Below are 21,666 nucleotides of genomic sequence, written 5' to 3' on the forward strand. Positions count from 1 at the left end.
AGATGGCTGGCACGCCGGTGCCCGAGCGTGGTGAGCACGCCGAGCGGATGTGGGAGCGCAAGACCGTGCGCCGGGACGTGTACCGGCCGGTGCGCGAGGCTTTGGAGGACATGGCGCCCGGTGTGGACTGCTGCATGTACTGCGGCAATCACCTGGCCGACACGGTGGATCACTTCGTCCCCAAATCCCGATGCGCTCTGCGGACCTTCTACTGGCCGAACCTCCTGCTGGCCTGCTCCACCTGCAACACACGCTTCAAGGGCAACAAGCACCGCGGCGACGGCTTCGTCGGTTCCCTTCTCATCGACCCGACCCGCGAGGACCCCTTCGAGCACCTGGACCTTGGGCTCGCCAGCGGCCTCTACCGGCCGGTCGAGGGTTCGCCGAAGGGCGAGTGGACTATCAAGGTCTGCGGCCTGAACGAGGGGAAGCGTCCACGGGTCCGTGCCGAAGCCTGGCTGAACCTGGCCGACGACCTGCGGGGCTGGGCCCAGGCCCGGGCCGTGGGCGATGTCAGGAACATGCGCCGCAAGATCTACCGCATGCGGACCCAGCCGTTTGCCGATGTCTGTTACGCGGCGCTACACAAGGCCGTGTCCGAGGAGGCGCCCCGGGTCTTCGCGGCCGAGGAGCCGGGCGTCCTGGACCTCCTGCGGGATGACGAGCTGCGGGCCGCCTTCCAGATGTGAGCGGCCCGGCTGAAGCGCCGCCGCGAAGGGCACTCGTGCCGACTGAGACCAAAACTGAGACCAGAGGACGACGAAGGGTCCGACCGCTGAGCGGTCGGACCCTTCGTTTGCCCAGGTGGGCGGCTGCGGAGGATACGAGATTCGAACTCGTGAGGGGTTGCCCCCAACACGCTTTCCAAGCGTGCGCCCTAGGCCTCTAGGCGAATCCTCCGGGGAGAACATTACATGACCGCGGAGGGTGCTCGCGAACGTCGTCGGGGGCGGGCCGGCGGGCGGGGGGATCGGCCGCAGCCCTGGTGGCGGACGCGGTGGGGGAGGGGGTCGGGGGACCGGGCGGGATCGGGTAGGCTGGGCGGAGCCCCTCACGCGGCGCTATCTGACTGAACTCCCCCAGGGCCGGAAGGCAGCAAGGGTAGGTCGGCTCTGGCGGGTGCGTGGGGGGCGCTTGCGTTCCCGGGTGCTGCCCTCCCCAGGTTCCCCGGGTTTCCGGTTCCCCCGGGTTTCCGGTTCCCCCGGTCCCCCGTTTCCGCGTTTCCCGGGTTGTCGGTGGGCGCCTATAACCTCGTATACGTGTCGTCTCTCGCGCTGTACCGCCGCTACCGCCCCGAGTCCTTCGCCGAGGTCATCGGGCAGGAGCATGTCACCGACCCGTTGCAGCAGGCCCTGCGGAACAACCGGGTCAATCACGCGTACCTGTTCAGCGGGCCCCGCGGGTGCGGCAAGACGACCAGCGCGCGGATCCTGGCCCGCTGTCTCAACTGTGAGCAGGGGCCCACGCCGACGCCCTGCGGGGAGTGCCAGTCCTGCCGGGACCTGGCGCGGAACGGGCCGGGGTCGATCGACGTCATCGAGATCGACGCCGCCTCGCACGGTGGTGTGGACGACGCGCGCGACCTGCGCGAGAAGGCGTTCTTCGGGCCCGCCTCCAGCCGGTACAAGATCTACATCATCGACGAGGCCCACATGGTCACCTCGGCGGGCTTCAACGCCCTGCTGAAGGTGGTCGAGGAGCCGCCGGAGCACCTCAAGTTCATCTTCGCGACGACCGAGCCCGAGAAGGTCATCGGCACGATCCGGTCGCGGACCCATCACTATCCCTTCCGGCTGGTGCCGCCCGGCACGCTGCGGGAGTACCTGGGCGAGGTGTGCGGGCGGGAGGGGATCCCCGTCGAGGACGGGGTGCTGCCGCTCGTCGTGCGCGCCGGCGCCGGGTCGGTGCGTGACTCGATGTCCGTGATGGACCAGCTCCTCGCCGGCGCCGGCGAGGAGGGTGTGACGTACGCCATGGCGACCTCGCTCCTCGGTTATACGGACGGCTCGCTGCTGGACTCCGTCGTGGACGCCTTCGCGTCGGGTGACGGCGCCGCCGCCTTCGAGGTCGTGGACCGGGTCATCGAGGGGGGCAACGACCCCCGGCGGTTCGTCGCCGACCTGCTGGAGCGGCTGCGCGACCTGGTGATCCTCGCCGCCGTGCCGGACGCCGCCGAGAAGGGGCTCATCGACGCGCCCGCCGACGTGGTCGAGCGGATGCAGGCGCAGGCGTCGGTGTTCGGCGCCGCCGAGCTGAGCCGCGCCGCCGACCTCGTCAACGAGGGGCTGACCGAGATGCGCGGCGCCACCTCGCCGCGCCTCCAGCTGGAGCTGATCTGCGCGCGCGTGCTGCTGCCCGCCGCCTTCGACGACGAGCGGTCGCTGCTCGCGCGCCTCGACCGGCTGGAGCGCGGCGCCCAGAGCGCCCAGCACGCCGCCCAGAGCGCCCCGGCCGCGCCCGCCCCCGCCCCCGTCTTCACGCCGGCCCCGGCCGCCGCGCCGCCGATGGGGTACGTCCCCGGGCCCGACGCGCACACGCCGATGGCCCCGCCGCCGCCCCCGCAGCCGGCGGCCCCCGCGCCCGCCCCCGTACCGGCGGACGGGCCGCGGCCCGGTGCCTGGCCGGGTGCCGCCCGGCCCGGTGGCTGGCCGACCGCCGCACCCGGCGGAGGCCCCGCCGCCGCGCCCGCCGCCCCCGCGCAGCCGCAGGCCCCGGCGCAGCCCGCCGCGCAGGCTCCGGCCGGGGACATGGCGGCCGGTGCCGCGCAGGTGCGGAACATGTGGCCGTCCATCCTGGAAGCGGTCAAGAACCGGCGCCGCTTCACCTGGATCCTGCTGAGCCAGAACGCGCAGGTGGCCGGGTTCGACGGCACCACGCTCCAGCTCGGCTTCCTCAACGCCGGCGCGCGGGACAACTTCGCGAGCAGCGGCAGCGAGGACGTGCTCAAGGCCGCGCTGGCCGAGCAGTTCAACGTGCACTGGAAGATCGAGGCGATCGTCGACCCGTCGGGCGGCTCCGCGCCCCCGCCGGCCGCCGGCGGCTTCGGCGGGCCCGGCAACCACGGCAGTTCCGGCGGCGGCTTCGGCGGCGGCTTCGGCGCCCCCGCCGGCCGGCCCTCCGCCCCGGCCGGGCCCCCGCCCGCCGCCGCCCCCGCTCCGGCGCAGGCCCCGCCGCCCGTGGCGCAGGCCGCCGCACCCGCGCCCGCGCCCGTACCCGCTCCCGCTCCGTCCCCGGCTCCCGCGCCGGCGCCCGCTCCGGTGGACCGGCGGCCGCAGCACCAGCCGCAGCCGGTCGCGCCCGAGGACGACGTGCCGGAGGAGGACGATCCGGACCTCGTGGAGTCGGCGCTGTCCGGGCACGAACTGATCGTGCGCGAGCTCGGGGCGACCGTTGTGGAGGAATACACGAACGACTAGGGCCGTCTCGCTCGGTGGCCCGCACAAGGGCCGTCCCGGCCGGCGGGCTACCCTGGCTGGCGTGAAGGTCCTCGTCATCGGCGGCGGCGCCCGCGAACACGCCCTGTGCCGCTCTCTCTCCCTCGATCCCGACGTCACCGCTCTGCACTGCGCGCCCGGCAACGCCGGAATCGCGGAGGTCGCCGAGCTGCACCCCGTCGACCAGCTGGACGGCGGCGCGGTCGCCGCGCTCGCCACGGAGCTCGGCGCCGACCTGGTCGTCGTCGGCCCGGAGGCCCCGCTCGTCGCCGGTGTCGCCGACGCCGTCCGCGCCGCCGGCATTCCGGTCTTCGGCCCGTCCCAGGAGGCGGCGCGACTGGAGGGCTCCAAGGCGTTCGCCAAGGACGTCATGGCCGGCGCCGGGGTCCCCACCGCCCGCAGCTACGTCTGCACCACCCCCGCCGAGATCGACGAGGCCCTGGACGCGTTCGGCGCGCCGTACGTCGTCAAGGACGACGGTCTCGCGGCCGGCAAGGGCGTCGTCGTGACCGACGACGTCGAGGCGGCCCGCGCCCACGCGCTGGCCTGCGAGCGCGTGGTCATCGAGGAGTACCTGGACGGCCCCGAGGTCTCCCTCTTCGCGATCACCGACGGCACCACCGTCCTCCCGCTCCAGCCCGCGCAGGACTTCAAGCGCGCGCTCGACGGCGACGAGGGCCCCAACACCGGCGGCATGGGTGCCTACTCGCCGCTGCCGTGGGCCGACCCGAAGCTGGTCGACGAGGTCCTGGAGACCGTCCTCCAGCCGACCGTCGACGAGCTGCGCCGCCGCGGCACCCCCTTCTCCGGCCTGCTGTACGCCGGTCTGGCCATCACCGGCCGCGGCGTGCGGGTCATCGAGTTCAACGCCCGCTTCGGCGACCCGGAGACGCAGGTCGTCCTGGCCCGTCTGAAGACCCCGCTCGCGGGCGTCCTGCTGAACTCCGCGAACGGCACCCTCGCCGACCAGGCGCCGCTGGCCTGGCGCGACGAGGCCGCCGTCACCGTCGTCGTCGCCTCGCACAACTACCCGGGCACCCCGCGCACCGGCGACCCGATCGAGGGCCTGGACGAGGTCGCGGCGCAGGACGCCCCGCACGCGTACGTGCTCCACGCGGGCACCAGGCGGGACGGCGACGCGGTCGTCAGCGCGGGCGGCCGGGTGCTGTCCGTCACCGCCACCGGTGCGGACCTGGCGCAGGCCCGCGAGCGCGCCTACGCGGCAGTCGGCCGCATCCGCCTCGACGGTTCCCAGCACCGTACGGACATCGCGCTGAAGGCCGCCGGCGCCTGAGCCGTACGGCGGCGCGGGCGCGGCCGTGAAGTCAAGCGACCGGCCGCGCCACCGGCACCACCTTTACCCAAAGCCATTCGATCGAGTGACGGCTCGGCCATCTGGATGACGCCCGCCGACACCCCAACTAGGGTGCGGCGCAAGCGTTCCGGCACTTGGCCCACCGGCATTGCGATGTCGGTGACGGGTGCCACAGTGGGGGAGTGAGCAACACCGCCACGGGTAGTCCCGTCCTGGACGGGGAGAGGGGGTGAGGTACGGCGTGTCCGGCAGCGGCTTCGGAAACGGCGGCAGCGACAGCGGCCTCGGCGAGGAGTGGGGCGTGCGCGCCGCGCGCTCCCGCGCCCTCGCGGTCCTCCGCGTGCGCGGGCGGGCGCTGGGCGCCGCGATCCTCCCCGCCGCCGTCGCCGTCGTGCTCTACGCGGGCGAGGTCACCGGCCACTTCACCGGCCCGGGTTGGGCCGCCGCCCGCTGGACCGTGACCGTCGTCGCCGTCCTCGTCCTGCTCGCCGCCGCGGCCGTCGCCCTCGTCGTCGCCCGCGCCCGCCCGGCCGTGACGCCGACGGTGGAGCTGACCGAGTCCGCCGCCCCCGATCTGCACCGGCTGGTGCGGGACCTCGCCGAGCGGCTGGACGTGCCCGCGCCGTCCGCGATAGCCCTGACGCCGGACTGCGACAGCTGGCTGGAGGACCGCTCGCACCGGGCGCACGGACCGGTGGCCGTCCCGGCCGGCGGCGCCCCCGTCCTGGTCATAGGCTCCCCGTTCCTCTGGTGGATGCGGGTCGGCGAGCTGCGGGCGGTCCTCGCCCCGGTCGTCGCCGGTACGGGCCCGGCCGCCGACCCCGACATAGCCGCCGCCCGCCGCTTCGTCCGCGGGCTCGACGCGGCCGTCGCCGTCCCCGGCGAGCCCGGTCTGGGCGCCCTGCGCCGGCTCGGCGCCCGGGGCGTCGCCGCGGTGGCCCGGCTGCTGCTGCGGGCCTGCGGCAGCCACGCCGCCGAGATGGAGCGCGGGGTCGCCGCCGCCGGCTCCGAGCGGGCCCAGGCCGTCGACCACGGGGCCCGGATCGTCGCCCAGGAGCAGGTCGGCCTCGCCTACGCGGGCTGGGACCGGCTCCTCACCCGGGTCGCGCTGCCCGCCTGGCGGATGGGCCGCTGGCCGTCCCGGCTCGACGCGGGCGTGGTCTCCGCACTCACCGAGCTGTCGCACCGCGACCGGCTCGCGGAGGGCTTCTCCTCGCGGCTCGGCGAGCGCCCGGCCTGCGACCTGCTGGAGGAACCCGGAGCCGTCGACGAGGCCGCGTCGCTGCTCGCCGCCCGGCTCTTCCACGGCGGCCCGGCCGAGCCCGGACCGGACTGGGCGCCGGTCGAGTGGAGCCGGTACCCGGAGGAGGTCGTGGACCGGAAGTGGCGCGCGGAGGCGGCCCGTCTCCACGACGTCCTCGACCGCGTGGCGTCCGGCACCGCGCCCGGCGCCGCCGAGGGCCCGACCCTCACCCGCGTCCTCACCCACCTGACGGCCCCCGGCGCCGGTGACGCCCCCGCGCCGGAGAAGACCGCCGCCCCCGCCCCCGTACCCCCCGGCCCCCACGGGTCCGGCGAGGACGCGTACGGCGAGGCGTACGACGACACGGACGACGAGGACGAGGTGCGCAACCCCGCCGCCGACGCGCTCGCCGCAGCGCTCAGCGCGCAGGTGGCGCGCGAGGACGCCGAGCGGGAGGCCCGCGCCGCGGCCCCGGCCGACCGGGCCGGGTTCAGCGGCCCGGACGGGCCCTGGCCGCTCACCCCGCTGCTGCCGCCCCGCACCGGCCGGGACCTGCTCGCCGACCACGTGACCGCGCTGGTCTGCTGCGCCGCCGTCGACACCACCGGCGCCGCGCCAGGCCTCGACTGGCTCGACGGGCCCGCGCTGCTCGTCGGCGGCGAGCGGGCGGCCGACCTCGGGCCGCGGGTCCTCGCCCTGGTCGAGGAGGGCGACCCGGCGCCCCTGCGGGACTGGCTCAGCACCACCGGCGTACGCCCCGAGAAGCCCGTCCGGCTGCTCTGACCCGCGCCCGGCGCGCGGGCCCCGCGTGACCACTACCGGAGCGTCGTGTTCCACCTTCAACGATTTCACGACGAACGGTGACGGAGTGCGTGCGTTATGTGATGTGCTGGAGACCGGCACTGACAGAGGCACCGACCGCGGGCAGACACCCGCGGCATTCACCGGGGGAGTCGAGGGAGGGGCGCGCCATGGGGGCGGAGCAGATCAGGCGCTGGGAGTCGGGCGCGCTCGCGCACGCGGTCTCCGATCCCTTCGGCCAGGGCCCGCTGCCCTGGCTGCGCGGTTCGGAGAACTACTTCGACGGCACCGGGCAGCTGGTGCCCTGGTACGCGGACGAGACGCTGGCCCGAGGCGGCGCGGGCGGGCCGCGGACCGCGGACGACGTGCGCCGCCAGATCAAGGGCTTCGCCTCCGGCGGGGCCGTGGCGCCGGGCGAGTCGATCGACTTCCACGTCACGGTGGACCCGCCGCAGCCGTTCTTCGTGGACGTCTACCGGATCGGGCACTACGGCGGCGACGGCGCCGCGAAGATCACCACGAGCCCCCGGCTCTCCGGCATCGTGCAGCCGCCGCCGCTCGCCGCCGACCGGACCGTCTCCTGCCACCACTGGTGGCAGTCCTGGCGGCTCCAGGTCCCGGGCCACTGGTCGATCGGCGCGTACGTCGCCGTCCTCACGACCGCCGACGGCTACCGCTCCCACATCCCCTTCACGGTCCGCGACGCGCACCCGGCGGACCTGCTGCTGGTGCTGCCGGACGTGACCTGGCAGGCGTACAACCTCTACCCGGAGGACGGGCGCACCGGCGCCAGCCTCTACCACGCCTGGGACGAGGAGGGCCGGCTGCTCGGCGAGGAGGACGCGGCGATCACCGTCTCCTTCGACCGGCCGTACGCGGGCGCGGGCCTGCCGCTGCACGTGGGCCACGCCTACGACTTCATCCGCTGGGCGGAGCGGTACGGCTACGACCTGGCCTATGCGGAGACCCGCGACCTGCACGCCGGCCGGATCGACCCGGCCCGCTACCGGGGCCTGGTCTTCCCCGGGCACGACGAGTACTGGTCGGCGCCGATGCGGAAGGCCGCCGAGCGCGCCCGCGACCAGGGCACCTCGCTGGTCTTCCTCTCCGCCAACACCCTGTACTGGCACGTGGAGCTGGGCCCTTCGCCGTCCGGCGTCCCGGACCGGCTGCTCACCTGCCGCAAGCGCCGGGGCCCCGGCCGCCCCGCGCTCTGGCGCGAGGTGGACCGCCCGGAGCAGCAGCTCCTCGGCATCCAGTACGCGGGCCGGGTGCCCGAACCGCACCCGATGGTCGTGCGGAACGCGGAGCACTGGCTGTGGGAGGCGACCGGCGCCGGCGACGGCGACGAGCTGCCCGGTCTGGTCGCGGGCGAGGCGGACCGCTACTTCCCGCGCACCCCGCTGCCCGAGCACGAGAGCCGCATCCTGCTGGCCCACTCGCCCTACCGGGACGGCGACCGGGTGCTGCGGCACCAGGAGACCAGCCTGTACCGGGCGCCGTCGGGCGCCTGGGTGTTCGCCTCCGGCACCTTCGCCTGGTCGCCGGCGCTGGACCGGCCGGGCCATGTGGACCCCCGGGTCCAGCGCGCCACCGCCAACCTCCTCGACCGCATCTGTAAGAGGGACTGACCGGGGCGAGCCGCCCCGGTCGGCGGGCCCGCTCGCACGTGCGAGAGAATCGGACCGTTCCTGGATCAACCTACGCGGAGGAACCGTGTCCGGATTCGTAGAAAAGCCCGAGCCCGTCGAGGTCCCGGGCCTGACCCACCTGCACACGGGCAAGGTGCGCGACCTGTACCGGAACGAGGCGGGCCAGCTCGTGATGGTGGCGAGCGACCGCATGTCCGCGTTCGACTGGGTCCTGCCGACCGAGATCCCGGACAAGGGCCGCGTCCTCACCCAGCTGTCGCTGTGGTGGTTCGACCAGCTGTCCGACCTGGCGCCGAACCACGTGCTCTCCACCGAGCTGCCGGCCGGCGCCCCCGCCGACTGGGCGGGCCGCACCCTGATCTGCAGGTCCCTCGACATGGTCCCGGTCGAGTGCGTCGCCCGCGGCTATCTGACCGGCTCCGGCCTGGCCGAGTACGAGCAGTCCCGCACGGTCTGCGGCCTGGCGCTGCCCGAGGGGCTGACCGACGGCTCCGAGCTGCCCGCGCCGATCTTCACCCCGGCGACCAAGGCCGCCGTCGGCGACCACGACGAGAACGTCTCCTACGAGGAGGTGGCCCGCCAGGTCGGCGCGGAGACCGCCGCCCGGCTGCGCCAGACGACCCTCGCGGTCTACTCGCGGGCCCGGGACATCGCCCGCGAGCGCGGCATCATCCTCGCCGACACCAAGTTCGAGTTCGGCTTCGAGAACGGCTCCTTGGTCCTCGCCGACGAGGTGCTGACCCCGGACTCCTCCCGCTTCTGGCCGGCCGGCCAGTGGCAGCCGGGCCGCGCCCAGCCCTCGTACGACAAGCAGTTCGTGCGGGACTGGCTGACCTCCCCGGCCTCCGGCTGGGACCGGAAGAGCGAGCAGCCGCCGCCGGCGCTCCCGCAGGAGATCGTGGACGCCACCCGGGCCAAGTACCTGGAGGCGTACGAGCTGCTGACCGGCAAGTCCTGGTCCGACAGCTTCTAGCAGCTCCCGCCGTCCGGGTCCTTGCCGGGGCCCGGACGGCTCCGGTGCGCCGGGTCGCGTCCCTCGCGCCCGTACGACGAAGGCCCCGGTTCCTGAGAACCGGGGCCTTCACGCTGAGCGGACGACGAGATTCGAACTCGCGACCCTCACCTTGGCAAGGTGATGCTCTACCAACTGAGCCACGTCCGCCTGCGCCGTAGCGCGCTGCTAACTATACCCAACCTTTCGACCGCGCGAGACGCACCGCGGCATGACGGTTCTCCGCACCGAGCTTCGCGGCGGCGGACGAGAGGTAGTTGCGGACCGTCCCGGGGGAGAGCGCGGCCCGCCGGGCGATCTCCGCGACGGGGGCGCCGTCGGCGGCGAGTTCGAGCACCTCGGCCTCGCGGGCGGTCAGCGGGGAGTCGCCGGCGGCGATCGCGTCCGCCGCCAACTCCGGGTCCACGTAACGGTTTCCGGCGTGCACGGTACGGATCAGCTCGGCCAGCCGCTGGGCGCTGACGGTCTTCGGGGCGAAGCCGCGGACGCCCGCCGCGAGGGCCCGCTTGAGGTGCCCGGGGCGGCCGTGGCTGGTCACGATCATCGTGCGGCAGCCGGGGAGTTCGTCCCGGATCGATGTGGCCACCGTCACACCGTCCGCCCCTGGCATCTGGAGGTCGAGGACGGCGACGTCGGGCCGGTGGGCGCGGGCCATGGCGAGCGCCTCGGGGCCGGTCGCGGCCTCGGCGACGACGACCAGGTCGTCCTCCAGCGCGAGCAGGGCGGCGAGCGCCCCGCGGATCAGGTGCTCGTCGTCGGCGAGCAGGACGCGTACGGGCTCGGTCACGCGACCGTCTCCTTCTCGTGCTCGTGTCGGGTGCCGGCCGGCTCCGGCACGGCCAGCGGCACGCGGGCGGTGACGCGGAACGAGCGCCGGTCCGCGAACCCTGCCTCCAGGGTGCCGCCGACCGCGCCGAGCCGTTCGCGGAGCCCGGCGAGGCCGGAGCCGGTCCGGCCGGGGGCGCCGGAGCCGTCGCGTACCTCGGCCCCGTCGTTCTCGACGGTCAGCAGCACCTCGTCCGCCGTCCGCCGCAGGGTGATCGCGCAGCGGCGGGCGTCGCCGTGCCGCAGCACGTTGGTGGTGGTCTCGCGGACGACCCAGCCGAGCGCGGACTGCACCCGGGCGGGCAGGTCGACGGCGGGGGCGTCGACGGCGCAGTCGATGCCGGCGGCGTCGAGGACGCCCCGGGCGCCCTCCAGCTCGACCCGGAGGTCGGCCTCCCGGTAGCCGCGGACGACCTCCCGGACCTCGCGCTGGGACTCCTGGGCGATCCGCTGGACCTCGACCATCTGGTCCACGCCCTCGGGCCGGCCGCGCCGGGTGAGCTGGACGGCCAACTCGCTCTTGAGGGCGATCACCGACAGGTTGCGGCCCATGACGTCGTGCAGGTCGCGGCCGAAGCGGAGCCGTTCCTCGGCGACGGCCAGCCGGGCCTTGAGGTCCCGGGAGCGCTCCAGCTCCTGGACGACGCCGAGCAGCCAGGAGGAGAAGCCGCAGGCCGCGGCGTATCCTCCGCCGCCGACGAGGACCGCGGCCAGGGCGACCAGCGACTCCACCGCCCCGTGGCCGAAGACGAGGACGGGCAGCGCCGCGGCGACGGCGGTGCCGGCGACCGCGTACGCCATGTGCCGCACCCGGTCGAGGCAGAGGACGAGCGAGCCGGCGGTGAAGACGGCGCTGACGGCGATCACGCTCCCGTTGACGGATCCGTCGGGCAGGATCCGGGCCGCCCACAGGGCGCCGATGACGAGGTCGGCGACGGCGGTGACGGCGGCCAGGACGACGGCGAGCCGGACGGGCCGGGCCCGCGTGCCGGTGGTGCGGCCGAGGCTCTTCGAGGCGACGGCCGCGCAGAGTACGGCGTGGACGACGACCCACAGGGTGAGGCCGGCGGCGGCCCCGGCGTCGAGGTCGCCGTCCGCGCCGGCGCCGAGCGGGACGCTGCTGAGCGCGAAGAGCTCGACCGGTGCCATGAGGTGGAAGGTCCAGCGGGTGTACAGCTCGACCTTCTCGGCGACGCTGCGCCGGGTCCACCATCCCGTCATCGCGGACATCCGTCCCGTTCTCCCCTCGGTCCCCGCCCTAGCGCCGCGGCTCCCAGCGGAACCAGCGGCGGACCGCCCACCCCGTGAGGACGCCCCAGGCCACTGTATTGAGCGCGGCGGTGAGCAGGCTGCCCGTGTGGGCGGTGCCGAGCCAGCCGGCCCGGACGAACTCCATGACGCCGCTGAGCGGCAGCAGCTGGGCGATGTCGGCGGCGGCGCCGGGCAGGGCCTCGCGGGGGACGAAGAGGCCGGAGCCGAAGGAGGAGACGAGGAACAGCGGCAGGGTGGTGAGGCCGGCGCTCTCGACGGTGCGGGTGATGGTGGTGGTGACGGCGGCGAGCCCGGCGAGCAGCACGATCGCGGCGAGGAGGCCGAGGACGAGCAGGTCGGGGCGGGCGGGCGCGGCGACGTCGAGCAGGGTGAAGCCGCCGACGGTGAGGATCGCGCACTGGGCGAGGGCGATGGCGGTGGCGGGCAGGGCGGCGCCGGCCAGGATCTCGGGGTCGGTGGCCTCGCCGGTCCGCAGCCGCTTGAGGACCAGTTCCTCGCGGCGGGCGACGAGGCTGGAGGTGAGGCTCATGTAGACGACGAGCATCAGGACCATGCCGGTGCCGCCGATGAGGGTGGCGGCGGCGACGGAGCTGCCGAGGGTGGCCTCGTCGAGGCCCCGGAGGGAGGACCGCAGCAGGAAGATCATCAGCAGCGGCATGGCGGCGGCGACGAAGAGGTTGTTGCGGTTGCGGCCGAGGAGGGTGAGTTCGGCGCGGCCGAGGGCGGCGAGCCGGGTGAGGGTGGTGGAGGGCCGGCCGGCGCCGGTCGTGGTGGTGGCGCTCATCGGGTCACGGTCTCCTTCTGGCCGGCGGGGGTGTCCTCCGTGCGGGAGGCGATGTCGAGGAACGCCTCTTCGAGGGAGGCGGAGCGGGCGTCGAGGCCGTCGAGCCGGACGTCGTGGTCGCGGGCCCAGCCGAGGAGCGCGGTGAGGTCGTCCTGGAGGGCGTGGGTGCGGATCTCGATCCGGTCGCCGTCCTCGGCGGCCTTCAGCGCGAGCGGCAGCCGGGCGGCGGGCACGCCGGCGGGGAGCGCGAAGCGGATCCGGGCGGGCTGGGCGGCGGTGACCTCGGCGGGGGTGCCGGAGAGGACGATCCGGCCGCGGTGCATGATCGCGAGGCGGTCGGCGAGGGTCTCCGCCTCCTCCAGGTAGTGGGTGGTGAGGAGGACGGTGGTGCCCTGGTCGCGGAGGGCGCGGACGAGGTCCCAGGTGTCGCGGCGGCCCTCGGCGTCGAGTCCGGTGGTGGGTTCGTCGAGGAAGAGGACCTCGGGGCGGCCGAGGAGGGCGCAGGCGAGGTCGAGGCGGCGGCGCTCGCCGCCGGACAGCTGCTTGATCCGCACCTTCTCGCGGCCGGTGAGGCCGACGGCGCCCAGGGCCTCGGCGGCGGGGCGGGCGCCGCTGGTGCAGCCGGCCCACATGCGTACGGTCTCGGCCACGGTGAGGTCGGAGGGGAAGCCGCCCTCCTGGAGCATGACGCCGATGCGGGGGCGGACGGCGGCGCGTTCGCGGTACGGGTCGTGGCCGAGGACGCGGGCGGTGCCGCCGGTCGGGGCGGCGAGGCCCTCCAGGAGCTCGACGGTGGAGGTCTTGCCGGCGCCGTTGGTGCCGAGGAGGGCGAAGATCTCGCCGCGGGGCACGGTGAGGGAGAGGCCGCGCACCGCCTCGAAGCCGCCGGCGTAGCTGCGGCTGAGGTCGGTCGCCTCGATGGCGGGAGTCTGGGCTTCGGCTGTCATGGCTCCAGCCTCCCGTGCCCGGCCGGGGGAGGGGAGTGCTCCGTGTCATCACCCGTACTGACAAATGTCATGGGGGCGGAGAATGCCGGGAAACGCAGAAGGACCCGGTTCCTGAGAACCGGGTCCTTCTCCCTGAGCGGACGACGAGATTCGAACTCGCGACCCTCACCTTGGCAAGGTGATGCTCTACCAACTGAGCCACGTCCGCATTGCTCCCGACCGGCTTTCACCGGGCGGTGCGAGCACCACTCTACCTGATCCACCGGAGTGGTCGGTAACCGTGATGCAGAGCGGGTGACAGGGATCGCACACTGCGCCTTCCCCCTGGAAGGGGGACGTTCTACTACTGAACTACACCCGCACGCTGCGTGGGACTCGGCTTTGCGGCCTCGCCCCTCGGCGTGATCCAGACTCTAGCCGATCAAGGGGGGTGGAACGCAAATCCGTTCCGCGGGGCCGTGCCCCGGCCCTCCCGGAGGGCGCTGCCGGGCCCCGGGGGCGCGGGCCGTCAGCTCGCCGCGCGGAACGCCTCGTAGACCCGCTTGGGGATGCGGCCCCGGGCCGGCACGTCCATCTTGTGGGACTGGGCCCAGGCGCGGACCGCCGCCGGGTCGGGGGCGAGGGTGGTGTGCTTCTGCCCGGCGGTGGTTCCCGTCACACCGGACGCCGCCTTGCCCGTCTGCTTCCGCCCGGCCGCCAGGTAGGGGGCGAGGGCCTTGCGGAGTTTCTTTGCATTGGCAGCATTCAGGTCGATCTCGTACATCTTCCCGTCGAGCCCGAACGCGACCGTTTCCGCCGCTTCTCCGCCGTCGATGTCATCGGAGAGGGTGACCACAACTCGCTGCGCCACGGATATCGGTCCTTTCCTGTGGCCCGTCACCCGCCGGAGGCTGTGGGTGCGCCTCTGACGTGCGGTGACACCAGGCCGATGGCTGCCCGGGGACAATGCTGTTTCCCTTGGGAATCCTTTGTACAGCGGTGGGTGTCGCATTGTGAAGCCCCGTCAATTGTCTCAGCGTGTCCCGGGGCAATGAGCCGTGCAATATTTCACGCGCATTTCATGTGCGCGGGGCGCGGGCGCGGGTTTCGAGTGGATCATCGTGGGGGTATGGCTTCCGGCTGGGCATTTGGAGGATCCTTCAGATCTCTACCCGCGTAGAATTTGGAGGCAGGTACGCTGAGGGAACCGCCCACGCAACACACCACCGGGAGTGCCAGTGGCACGCGTCGTAGTCGACGTCATGCTCAAGCCGGAGATCCTCGACCCGCAGGGACAGGCGGTGCAGCGTGCACTGCCCCGCCTCGGGTTCGCCGGGATCGCCGACGTCCGTCAGGGGAAGCGCTTCGAGCTGGAGGTGGAGGGACCGGTCGACGACGCCGCCCTCGCCCGCATCCATGAGATGGCCGAAACCTTCCTCGCCAACACCGTGATCGAAGACTTCGTCGTGAAGGTGGAGTCGTGACCGCACGCATCGGCGTCGTCACGTTCCCCGGAACCCTCGACGACCAGGACGCGCTGCGCGCCGCCCGCCTCGCGGGCGCCGAGCCGGTGTCGCTGTGGCACCGCGACAAGGACCTCAAGCAGGTCGACGCGGTCGTCCTCGCCGGCGGCTTCTCCTACGGCGACTACCTGCGGGCCGGAGCCATCTCCCGCTTCTCGCCGGTGATGGAGACGATCATCGAGCAGGCGAAGGCCGGCATGCCGGTCCTCGGCATCTGCAACGGCTTCCAGATCCTCACCGAGGCCCACCTGCTGCCGGGCGCCATGCTCCGCAACAACCACCTCCACTTCATCTGCCGCGACCAGAAGCTGCGGGTGGAGAACGCGGAGACCGCCTGGACCTCGGACTACACCGAGGGCCAGGAGATCGAGGTCCCGCTCAAGAACATGGACGGCCGGTACGTCGCCGACGAGCGCGTGCTCGACGAGCTGGAGGCCGAGGGGCGGGTGGCCTTCCGCTACCTGGACGTGAACCCCAACGGCTCGCTCCGTGACATCGCGGGCATCACCAACGCCGCGGGCAACGTGGTCGGCCTCATGCCGCACCCCGAGCACGCCGTCGAGCCGCTGATCGGCACCGGCAAGACGGACGGTCTCGGTTTCTTCACCTCGATCCTCAAGAAGCTGGTCAACGCCTGATGAGCCTCGACACCGTCAAGCACGCGAGCGAGACGCCGGACAGCGAGCAGCCCTGGAAGGAGCTCGGCCTCAAGGAGGACGAGTACGCCCGCATCCGCGAGATCCTCGGCCGCCGTCCCACCGGCGCCGAGCTCGCCATGTACTCCGTCATGTGGTCCGAGCACTGCTCCTACAAGAGCAGCAAGGTCCACCTGAAGCAGTTCGGCGAGAAGACCCCCGAGAACGACGCCATGCTCGTCGGCATCGGCGAGAACGCCGGCGTCGTCGACGTCGGCCAGGGGTACGCGGTCACCTTCAAGGTCGAGTCGCACAACCACCCCTCGTACATCGAGCCCTACCAGGGCGCGGCCACCGGCGTCGGCGGCATCGTCCGCGACATCCTCGCCATGGGCGCCCGCCCGGTCGCGGTCGTCGACCCGCTCCGCTTCGGCGCGGCCGACCACCCCGACACCAAGCGCGTGCTGCCCGGTGTCGTCGCCGGCATCGGCGGCTACGGCAACTGCCTGGGCCTGCCCAACATCGGCGGCGAGGTCGTCTTCGACTCCTGCTACCAGGGCAACCCCCTGGTCAACGCCGGCTGCATCGGCGTGATGAAGCACGAGGACATCCACCTCGCCAAGGCCTCCGGCCCCGGCAACAAGGTCATCCTGTACGGCGCCCGCACCGGCGGCGACGGCATCGGCGGCGTCTCGGTCCTCGCGTCCGAGACCTTCACGGATCCATCAGCGGCTGACGCCGCGGGCACCAAGCCGACCAAGCGCCCCGCCGTCCAGGTCGGCGACCCCTTCCAGGAGAAGCTCCTCATCGAGTGCACCCTGGAGATCTTCAAGGAGAAGCTGGTCGCGGGCATCCAGGACCTCGGCGGCGCCGGGCTCTCCTGCGCCACGTCCGAGCTGGCCTCCGCCGGTTCCGGCGGCATGCGCGTGGACCTCGACAAGGTGCACCTGCGCGACGCGACGCTCTCGCCCGAGGAGATCCTCATGAGTGAGTCGCAGGAGCGCATGTGCGCGATCGTCGAGCCGCAGCACGTCGACCGCTTCCTGGAGATCTGCGAGAAGTGGGACGTCATCGCGGTCGTCATCGGTGAGGTCACCGAGGGCGAGCGCCTGGAGATCTTCTGGCACGGCGAGCAGATCGTCGACGTCCCGCCGCGCACGGTCGCCCACGAGGGCCCGGTCTACCACCGGCCGTACGCCCGCCCCGAGTGGCAGGACGCCCTCCAGGCCGACGACGCCGGCAAGCTGCCCCGGCCGAAGGACGGCGCCGAGCTGAAGGACCAGGTCCTGAAGCTCGTCTCCTCCCCGAACCAGGCGTCGAAGTCCTGGATCACGGACCAGTACGACCGGTTCGTGCAGGGCAACACGGTCCTGGCGCAGCCCGAGGACGCCGGCATGGTCCGCATCGACGAGGAGACCAACCTCGGCGTGGCCATGGCGACCGACGGCAACGGCCGGTACGCCAAGCTCGACCCGTACACCGGCGCGCAGCTCGCGCTGGCGGAGGCGTACCGCAACGTGGCCGCCTCCGGCGCCAAGCCGCTCGCGATCTCCGACTGCCTGAACTTCGGCTCGCCCGAGGACCCGGCCGTCATGTGGCAGTTCGCCGAGGCCACCCGCGGTCTCGCGGACGGCTGCCTCGCGCTCGGCACCCCGGTCACCGGCGGCAACGTGTCGCTGTACAACCAGACCGGTGACGTCGCCATCCACCCGACGCCGGTCGTGGCCGTCCTCGGGGTGATCGACGACGTCAACCGCCGCACCCCCATCGCCTTCGCGGAAGAGGGCCAGCTCCTCTACCTGCTCGGCGACACCAAGGAGGAGTTCGGCGGTTCGGCCTGGTCCGAGGTGATCCACCAGCACCTCGGCGGCCTGCCGCCGGCCGTGGACCTCGACCGGGAGAAGCTGCTCGGCGAGATCCTGATCTCGGCCTCCCGCGACGGCATGATCGACGCGGCGCACGACCTGTCCGACGGCGGTCTCGTGCAGGCGGTCGTCGAGTCCTGCCTGCGCGGCGGGAACGGCGCGCGCCTGGTCGTCCCGGAGGGCCTGGACGCCTTCACGTTCCTCTTCTCGGAGTCGGCGGGCCGCGCGGTCGTCGCCGTCCCGCGCAGCGAGGAGCTCCGCTTCACCGACATGTGCGGCGCCCGCGGCCTGCCCGCGACCCGCATCGGTGTCGTCGACGGCGACACGGTCGACGTGCAGGGCGAGTTCAGCCTCTCGCTGGAGGAGCTGCGCGCCGCCCACGAGGCGACGATCCCGGGCCTGCTGGCCTGACGTTTCACGTGAAACGTGAAAAGTGAAACGGCCCCGGTCCGGAGACGGACCGGGGCCGCTCGACGTTCACTCCGCGGGGCCCCAGAAGGCGTCGGACTCGGTGAGGTCCGCGACGCACTCGTCGATGTCGGTGATCTTGCCGCCGACCATGGTGAACCAGAGGCCGCCGTCCATCTCGATGCCCCGGTCGCCCCGGTCGGCGTGCCACCGGTGGACGGACATGGCGTGGCCCCTGCCGTCCGGGTAGACGCCCTTGAGCTCCACGCGGAAGGTGCCGTCGGTCAGCTCCATGAGCTTGCCGTAGTGGGCCAGGACGTTGTCCCGTCCCTTGAAGTGCCCGGACATCTGGCTCTCGCCGGGCGAGTGGTGCGTGCAGTCGCCGGTCATGAGGGAGGCGAGCGTCTCCGTGTCGCCGGCGGTGAACGCCTCGTACCCTCGGCGCACCAGAGCCGCGTCGGTGTGCTCGTGATGGGTCATGGTCCCGCCCCCTGCCTTTCGTGAGGGTTCGGCCCCCTCCTCCCAGTCTCGGCGTTAGCCTCGGCCCATGCCACCGGCCAAGAAGCGCACCCGCAGCTACGACTCCGCCAAGATCCGCGCCGCCGTCACCGCCCAGTTCGGGCACGTACGGGACGGGGTCCTCGCCCTGCCGCCGGAGGCCCTCGACCGGCCCACCCGGCTGGGGGAGTGGACGGTACGGGAACTGGCCGGGCACGTCACCATGGCGCTCGGCTCCGTCGTCCGCGGCCTCCAGGCCCCGGCCCCCGCCCGCCGCGAACTCGCCCTCCTCGACTGGCCCCCGGCCACCGCCACCGCCGCCGCGCGGATCGACGAGGACGTCCGCGCCCTGGACACCGCCGACCTTCCCGGGCTGTACGCGCGCGTGGCGGACGACTTCGGGACGGCCCTGGCCGGGGCGGACGGCGAGCGGCTGGTGACGACCCGGCTCGGCGCCATGACCCTCGCCGACTTCCTCGTCACCCGCACCGTCGAACTGGTCGTCCACACCGACGACCTCGCCGCCGCGACCGGCGCGGAGATCCCGTACGACCGGCAGGCGCTCGCCGCCTGCACCCGGCTGCTCGCCGACGCCCTCGCCGCGAAGGCCCCCGGCGGTTCGGTCGAGGTGCGGATCCCGCCGTACGCGGTGGTGCAGTGCGTGGCGGGCCCCCGGCACACCCGCGGCACCCCGCCGAACGTCGTCGAGACGGACCCGCTGACCTGGATCCGGCTGGCCACCGGGCGTACGGACTGGGCGGCCGAACGGGACGCGGCCCGCGTCTCCGCCAGCGGCGAACGGGCGGACCTCGCGGGGCTGCTCCCCCTGATGGGCTGACCCCGGGAACCCGGCGCGGCCCCGCCGCGTCCCACCGGCATGCCGAAGCCGCGCCGCACCGCCCTCGCCGCCACCGCCGCCCTGCTCACCGCCCTCACCGCCTGCGCACCGGGCGGAGACGGCGGCGGCGGGAGCGGCGGCGCGGCCGACCCCGACCTGCCGCTCGCCGGCACCCACTGGACCGTCACGGCGGCCACCGCCGACGGGACCCGTTCGACCGCCCCCGCAGGCGCCCGGGTCGACTTCACGGACGCCGGCCGCGCCCGGGGCGACACCGGCTGCAACCTCTTCGGCGCGGCCGTCGCCGTGGACGGCGCCACCGTCACCGTCACGACGGAGGAGGTCACCGAGCGGGGCTGCCCCGGCGACCGGCAGCGCTTCGAGACCACCTTCCTCGCCGCCCTCAAGGGCCCGCTGACGGGCACCCTGAAGGGCGGCGCGCTGACCCTCGCCGCCGCGGACGGCTCCCGGAAGGTCGAGCTGGCCGCCGAACCGTCCGCCCCGCTCCGCGGCACCACCTGGAAGGTCGACGGCCTCGTCTCCCAGGACTCGGCCGCCTCCCTCCCGGCCGGCGCCGAGGGCAAGGCCCGCCTGGTGATCGGCGCGGACGGGCGGGTCAGCGGCAACATGGGGTGCAACAACTTCTCCGCGACCGCGACGGTCGACGAGAAGGCCCGCACCCTCACCGTCGAGGGCCCGGCCGCCACGACCCGCATGATGTGCACCGGCCCGCAGATGGCGCTGGAGACGAAGCTGTACGACCTCCTCGACGGCCCGCTCTCCTACCGTCTGGAGCACCGCGCGCTGACCCTCACCGACGGCGGCGGCGAAGGCCTCACGGCCCGCGCGGAACCGGCCCGGTAGCACCGGCGGCCAACCCCGGCCGAAACCGGCTCGGTGATCGGCTCGCCGGAACCGGTTCAGTAGCGCAGCAGCCCCGCGTCGATCCGCTCCCAGGCGGCGCGCAGCTCGGCGAGCCGCTGCTGTTCGAAGGGCGCCCGGTCCGCCTGCTCCCGGCTGTCCTCGGCGAGGTGGAAGAGCTGGTCGCGGCCGGACTTGCCGCGGTAGTACTTCCAGTCGCCGCGGCGCAGCGCCCGCTCGCCGCGTACCCGCCAGAACAGATCCCGCTCCGGCACGTCCTCGCCGCGCAGCAGGTGCCCGGCGAGGCTGGTGCCGTCCAGCGGGTAGGCCGGGTGGGGGCGGGCGCCGGCCAGGTCGAGCAGGGTCGCCGTCCAGTCGGGGGTGAAGACGGGCAGGTCGCTGACCTGGCCGCCGTCGATCCGCGCGGGCCAGCGCAGGATCGAGGGGACGCGGATGCCGCCCTCCTGGAGGGAGCCCTTGTTGCCGGCGAGCGGCCAGTTGTAGGAGAAGCGCTCGCCGCCGTTGTCGCTGGCGAAGAAGACGAGGGTGTCCCGCTCCTGGCCGGAGCGCTTCAGCGCGGCGAGGACCTGTCCGACCGACCGGTCGAGGTCCTCGACCATCTCCGTGTACTTCTCCACCGAGCCGCCGTCCTGGTGCCAGAGCGCGGAGCGGTCGCCGGCCTTGATCCGGCGGACGATCTCGGCGCTCGCCTCCTCGTCGCCGTCGGCGATCCACGGCCAGTGCGGGGTGGTGAAGTTGAGGTTGAGCAGCCAGGGCTTCTCGTGGTCGCGGGAGACGTACTCGCTCGCCCGCTCGGTCAGGATCCGGGTGTAGTAGCGCAGGTCCTTGTACGTGGCGTCGCCCTCGTAGAGGTCGTACTCGCCGCCCAGGCCCAGCTTGGAGTAGTACTCCAGGGCGCCGCCGAAGTTGCCGAAGAACTCGTCCCAGCCCGACCTGGTGGGGGAGTAGTCGGGGAGGTAGCCGCAGTGCCACTTGCCGATGAGGGCGGTGGCGTAGCCGGAGTCGCGGAGCAGCGAGGCGAGCGTGGGGTGGGTGGGGTCCAGGCCGGCGGACTTGTCGGCTATCGGCTCGGCGAGCCCGCCCTTCGTACGCCCCGGGTAGCGGCCGGTGTAGAGGCTGAAGCGGGTGGGGGAGCAGGTCGCGGAGCCGGAGTACGCGTCGGTGAAGCGGACGCCGCCGCGGGCGAGCCGGTCCAGGTGCGGGGTGCGGATGTGCGGGGAGCCGTACGAGGAGAGGTCGGCCCAGCCGAGGTCGTCGCCCAGGATGAAGAGGATGTTCGGCCGGCGGGAGTGGCGGCGCGGGTGCGCGGCCCGGAACGGGCGCTCCGCGGGGGCGGCGGCCTGGGCGGGCGCGGCGCCCAGGGCGGCCGCGGCGGCGGCACCGGCGGCGGCCCCGCCGAAGGCGCGGCGGGACAGGGACGTGGACATGCGGGATCTCCAGACGGAGGGAAGAAGAAAAGGGAGAAAGAAAAGGGGGAGGGAAGAGAGAAAGGGCGGCGCTTCAGGCGCGGCGACAGCCGGCGCTCGCGACACGGACGAGGTCCACGTGCCGGCGCTGGACGAGGGTGACCGAGCGGTCACGCGAGGGCTGCATGGGGCAGGAGCCTGGTCGAGCGGAGCGGGGGCGTCAACGCCGCCGGGGTGGGTTGACGCGCGTAGTTCGTGTGATCGAAACGCGCGCGAAACCGCCGGTGCGTGCGTTCTGCGTCACATCGCGGGCCGCCTTACGGACGGGTAGGGGCGTGGTCCCCGCC

General features: G+C 73.6%; 19 protein-coding genes, 4 tRNA genes and 1 other RNA gene. 12 read left to right on the forward strand and 12 right to left on the reverse strand.

Annotated elements, in window-relative coordinates; all coding sequences use genetic code 11:
* Positions 1–2: 2 nt before the first annotated feature.
* A complete protein-coding gene (locus ACFVQZ_RS26440; RefSeq protein ID WP_383626657.1) occupies positions 3–689 on the forward strand; it encodes an HNH endonuclease in 687 nt (228 codons plus the stop codon).
* Between the two features lie 126 nt (positions 690–815).
* Here ACFVQZ_RS26440 and ACFVQZ_RS26445 read toward each other — a convergent pair.
* Positions 816–900 (reverse strand) — tRNA-Ser (locus tag ACFVQZ_RS26445).
* 142 nt (positions 901–1,042) lie between these two features.
* Between ACFVQZ_RS26445 and ffs the strand changes: the two genes are divergently transcribed.
* The 6 genes from ffs (at position 1,043) to ACFVQZ_RS26475 (ending at position 9,418) form a co-directional block, all read left to right on the forward strand.
* Positions 1,043–1,141, forward strand: an RNA gene (gene ffs / locus ACFVQZ_RS26450) — signal recognition particle sRNA small type.
* A 118-nt stretch (positions 1,142–1,259) separates the two neighbouring features.
* On the forward strand, positions 1,260–3,416 hold the full coding sequence (locus ACFVQZ_RS26455) for a DNA polymerase III subunit gamma and tau (RefSeq protein ID WP_383626660.1): 2,157 nt from the start codon (positions 1,260–1,262) through the stop codon (positions 3,414–3,416).
* A gap of 61 nt (positions 3,417–3,477) precedes the next feature.
* Entirely contained in the window at positions 3,478–4,728 is a 1,251-nt protein-coding gene (gene purD, locus ACFVQZ_RS26460; protein WP_383626663.1) for a phosphoribosylamine--glycine ligase, read from the forward strand.
* A 250-nt stretch (positions 4,729–4,978) separates the two neighbouring features.
* Positions 4,979–6,775 carry a hypothetical protein gene (locus ACFVQZ_RS26465; RefSeq protein WP_051788099.1) on the forward strand — a complete coding sequence of 599 codons (1,797 nt, stop codon included), beginning with the start codon at positions 4,979–4,981 and terminating at the stop codon, positions 6,773–6,775.
* A 188-nt stretch (positions 6,776–6,963) separates the two neighbouring features.
* Positions 6,964–8,424 (forward strand): N,N-dimethylformamidase beta subunit family domain-containing protein, encoded by a 1,461-nt coding sequence (locus ACFVQZ_RS26470; protein ID WP_383626666.1) that lies wholly within the window; start codon positions 6,964–6,966, stop codon positions 8,422–8,424.
* A gap of 85 nt (positions 8,425–8,509) precedes the next feature.
* Positions 8,510–9,418: a phosphoribosylaminoimidazolesuccinocarboxamide synthase gene (locus ACFVQZ_RS26475; protein WP_030496518.1), complete on the forward strand. Its 909-nt coding sequence runs from the start codon at positions 8,510–8,512 to the stop codon at positions 9,416–9,418.
* Positions 9,419–9,534: 116 nt separating this feature from the next.
* On the opposite strand, the gene ACFVQZ_RS26480 is transcribed toward ACFVQZ_RS26475, so the two are convergent.
* From ACFVQZ_RS26480 to ACFVQZ_RS26515, 8 genes are all read right to left on the reverse strand, one after another.
* Positions 9,535–9,607: transfer RNA gene (locus ACFVQZ_RS26480), tRNA-Gly, on the reverse strand.
* Positions 9,608–9,629: 22 nt separating this feature from the next.
* A complete protein-coding gene (locus tag ACFVQZ_RS26485; protein ID WP_150229805.1) occupies positions 9,630–10,244 on the reverse strand; it encodes a response regulator transcription factor in 615 nt (204 codons plus the stop codon).
* Positions 10,241–11,503 (reverse strand): histidine kinase, encoded by a 1,263-nt coding sequence (locus ACFVQZ_RS26490; protein ID WP_321193172.1) that lies wholly within the window; start codon positions 11,501–11,503, stop codon positions 10,241–10,243. Before ACFVQZ_RS26490 ends, ACFVQZ_RS26485 begins: the two co-directional genes overlap by 4 nt.
* A gap of 37 nt (positions 11,504–11,540) precedes the next feature.
* Positions 11,541–12,338, reverse strand: a complete 798-nt coding sequence (locus ACFVQZ_RS26495) for an ABC transporter permease (RefSeq protein WP_030496515.1) — start codon at positions 12,336–12,338, stop codon at positions 11,541–11,543.
* A complete protein-coding gene (locus ACFVQZ_RS26500; protein WP_030496514.1) occupies positions 12,335–13,285 on the reverse strand; it encodes an ABC transporter ATP-binding protein in 951 nt (316 codons plus the stop codon). Before ACFVQZ_RS26500 ends, ACFVQZ_RS26495 begins: the two co-directional genes overlap by 4 nt.
* A 135-nt stretch (positions 13,286–13,420) precedes the next feature.
* Positions 13,421–13,493: transfer RNA gene (locus ACFVQZ_RS26505), tRNA-Gly, on the reverse strand.
* A gap of 81 nt (positions 13,494–13,574) precedes the next feature.
* Positions 13,575–13,646 (reverse strand) — tRNA-Gly (locus ACFVQZ_RS26510).
* A 147-nt stretch (positions 13,647–13,793) separates the two neighbouring features.
* On the reverse strand, positions 13,794–14,135 hold the full coding sequence (locus ACFVQZ_RS26515) for an Lsr2 family protein (protein WP_030496513.1): 342 nt from the start codon (positions 14,133–14,135) through the stop codon (positions 13,794–13,796).
* A gap of 367 nt (positions 14,136–14,502) precedes the next feature.
* On the opposite strand from ACFVQZ_RS26515, the gene purS reads away from it, so the two are divergent.
* Genes purS through purL form a run of 3 tightly spaced genes read left to right on the forward strand, consistent with a single transcriptional unit; the run spans position 14,503 to position 17,698 of the window.
* A complete protein-coding gene (gene purS, locus ACFVQZ_RS26520; RefSeq protein ID WP_015035032.1) occupies positions 14,503–14,748 on the forward strand; it encodes a phosphoribosylformylglycinamidine synthase subunit PurS in 246 nt (81 codons plus the stop codon).
* The gene (purQ, locus tag ACFVQZ_RS26525) at positions 14,745–15,425 is read left to right on the forward strand and encodes a phosphoribosylformylglycinamidine synthase subunit PurQ (RefSeq protein WP_030496512.1); all 681 of its coding nucleotides are present in this window, start codon (positions 14,745–14,747) and stop codon (positions 15,423–15,425) included. Before purS ends, purQ begins: the two co-directional genes overlap by 4 nt.
* Positions 15,425–17,698, forward strand: coding sequence for a phosphoribosylformylglycinamidine synthase subunit PurL (gene purL / locus ACFVQZ_RS26530; RefSeq protein ID WP_030496511.1), 2,274 nt, complete (start codon positions 15,425–15,427; stop codon positions 17,696–17,698). Before purQ ends, purL begins: the two co-directional genes overlap by 1 nt.
* Before the next feature lie 66 nt (positions 17,699–17,764).
* Here purL and ACFVQZ_RS26535 read toward each other — a convergent pair whose 3' ends face one another.
* Positions 17,765–18,175, reverse strand: coding sequence for a nuclear transport factor 2 family protein (locus ACFVQZ_RS26535; RefSeq protein ID WP_383626674.1), 411 nt, complete (start codon positions 18,173–18,175; stop codon positions 17,765–17,767).
* 67 nt (positions 18,176–18,242) lie between these two features.
* Here ACFVQZ_RS26535 and ACFVQZ_RS26540 point away from each other — a divergent pair, with 67 nt between their 5' ends.
* Entirely contained in the window at positions 18,243–19,031 is a 789-nt protein-coding gene (locus ACFVQZ_RS26540; RefSeq protein ID WP_383626677.1) for a sterol carrier family protein, read from the forward strand.
* Between the two features lie 39 nt (positions 19,032–19,070).
* Positions 19,071–19,895 (forward strand): META domain-containing protein, encoded by an 825-nt coding sequence (locus ACFVQZ_RS26545; protein ID WP_383626680.1) that lies wholly within the window; start codon positions 19,071–19,073, stop codon positions 19,893–19,895.
* A gap of 56 nt (positions 19,896–19,951) precedes the next feature.
* On the opposite strand, the gene ACFVQZ_RS26550 is transcribed toward ACFVQZ_RS26545, so the two are convergent.
* Positions 19,952–21,340: a sulfatase gene (locus ACFVQZ_RS26550; RefSeq protein WP_383626683.1), complete on the reverse strand. Its 1,389-nt coding sequence runs from the start codon at positions 21,338–21,340 to the stop codon at positions 19,952–19,954.
* A 73-nt stretch (positions 21,341–21,413) separates the two neighbouring features.
* A complete protein-coding gene (locus tag ACFVQZ_RS26555) occupies positions 21,414–21,506 on the reverse strand; it encodes a putative leader peptide (protein ID WP_321193170.1) in 93 nt (30 codons plus the stop codon).
* Between the last annotated feature and the right edge of the window lie 160 nt (positions 21,507–21,666).

Source organism: Streptomyces sp. NPDC057854 (genome assembly GCF_042797055.1).
GTDB lineage: Bacteria > Actinomycetota > Actinomycetes > Streptomycetales > Streptomycetaceae > Streptomyces.

Excerpts from the sequence above, each read along its gene's own strand:
- ACFVQZ_RS26440 (WP_383626657.1), top strand. The coding sequence starts at position 3 with ATGGCTGGCACGCCGGTGCCCGAGCGTGGTGAGCACGCCGAGCGGATG.
- ACFVQZ_RS26470 (WP_383626666.1), top strand. The coding sequence starts at position 6,964 with ATGGGGGCGGAGCAGATCAGGCGCTGGGAGTCGGGCGCGCTCGCGCAC.
- ACFVQZ_RS26490 (WP_321193172.1), bottom strand. The coding sequence starts at position 11,503 with ATGACGGGATGGTGGACCCGGCGCAGCGTCGCCGAGAAGGTCGAGCTG.
- ACFVQZ_RS26495 (WP_030496515.1), bottom strand. The coding sequence starts at position 12,338 with ATGAGCGCCACCACCACGACCGGCGCCGGCCGGCCCTCCACCACCCTC.
- ACFVQZ_RS26500 (WP_030496514.1), bottom strand. The coding sequence starts at position 13,285 with ATGACAGCCGAAGCCCAGACTCCCGCCATCGAGGCGACCGACCTCAGC.
- purL (WP_030496511.1), top strand. The coding sequence starts at position 15,425 with ATGAGCCTCGACACCGTCAAGCACGCGAGCGAGACGCCGGACAGCGAG.
- ACFVQZ_RS26535 (WP_383626674.1), bottom strand. The coding sequence starts at position 18,175 with ATGACCCATCACGAGCACACCGACGCGGCTCTGGTGCGCCGAGGGTAC.
- ACFVQZ_RS26540 (WP_383626677.1), top strand. The coding sequence starts at position 18,243 with ATGCCACCGGCCAAGAAGCGCACCCGCAGCTACGACTCCGCCAAGATC.
- ACFVQZ_RS26545 (WP_383626680.1), top strand. The coding sequence starts at position 19,071 with ATGCCGAAGCCGCGCCGCACCGCCCTCGCCGCCACCGCCGCCCTGCTC.
- ACFVQZ_RS26550 (WP_383626683.1), bottom strand. The coding sequence starts at position 21,340 with ATGTCCACGTCCCTGTCCCGCCGCGCCTTCGGCGGGGCCGCCGCCGGT.
- ACFVQZ_RS26555 (WP_321193170.1), bottom strand. The coding sequence starts at position 21,506 with ATGCAGCCCTCGCGTGACCGCTCGGTCACCCTCGTCCAGCGCCGGCAC.